Source organism: Pseudomonas sp. NBRC 111131 (genome assembly GCF_001320525.1).
GTDB lineage: Bacteria > Pseudomonadota > Gammaproteobacteria > Pseudomonadales > Pseudomonadaceae > Aquipseudomonas > Aquipseudomonas ceruminis.
In genome coordinates this window covers 1-631 of the sequence record NZ_BCBH01000102.1, presented here as the reverse complement: position 1 = coordinate 631, position 631 = coordinate 1, and the positions used below count along the sequence as shown (strand labels likewise).

1 protein-coding gene is annotated in these 631 nt (G+C 55.2%); it reads right to left on the bottom strand.

The genetic code is table 11. From position 1 onward, the window contains the following. Nucleotides 1-69 precede the first annotated feature (69 nt). Nucleotides 70-420: a BON domain-containing protein gene (locus APH34_RS28450; protein ID WP_016489161.1), complete on the bottom strand. Its 351-nt coding sequence runs from the start codon at nucleotides 418-420 to the stop codon at nucleotides 70-72. Nucleotides 421-631: the final 211 nt, after the last annotated feature.

The window sequence follows — 631 nt, the reverse complement described above, 5'->3', positions numbered from 1 at the left end:
GAAAAGCCCCGACCGAGGCCGGGGCTTGGTACAACGATGGCCAAATCCGTCTGGCCGGCGGGAAATTCCTTATTCGGCTTTCAGGCCGTCAGCCGATACGGCCTTCACGCCTTTGATTTTCTTGGTGATGGCAATGGCCATCTCTTTTTGCGACTCGGTCACGGCAGTGGTCGAAGACAGCGAAACCACACCCTTGTTGGTCTCGACCTTGATGTCAGAACCCGGGATACCCTTTTCGGTCAACAGGTCCGATTTGACCTTGGTGGTGATCCAGGTATCGGAAGTGGCTTCTTTGGCTTTGGTCACCTCACCGGCCGCCAGCGTCATCGGGGCCTGGGTGGACTGTTGGGCAAACGCCGCGTTAGCCATGGTCAGGGTCAGAGCGGTAGCAGTAGCGGCAGCAATGGCGAACTTCTTCATGTGGGTCACTCCTGTTTTTCGAAAGGTCTGCGCCGTATGTCCTGGCGGCAGGTATGAAGGTAGTTGCATGCGCTATGCCAGCTTTTCCGCTTCGCTTGTTTCCTTATAAATCAATGAGTTACATAAAAATGCGAGCACCGCCGGTCGTGCATTTTGCAATCCGCGCCGTAAATCTGCGTGCAAGATGCAAGTCCACAAAAGGTTCCGCCTG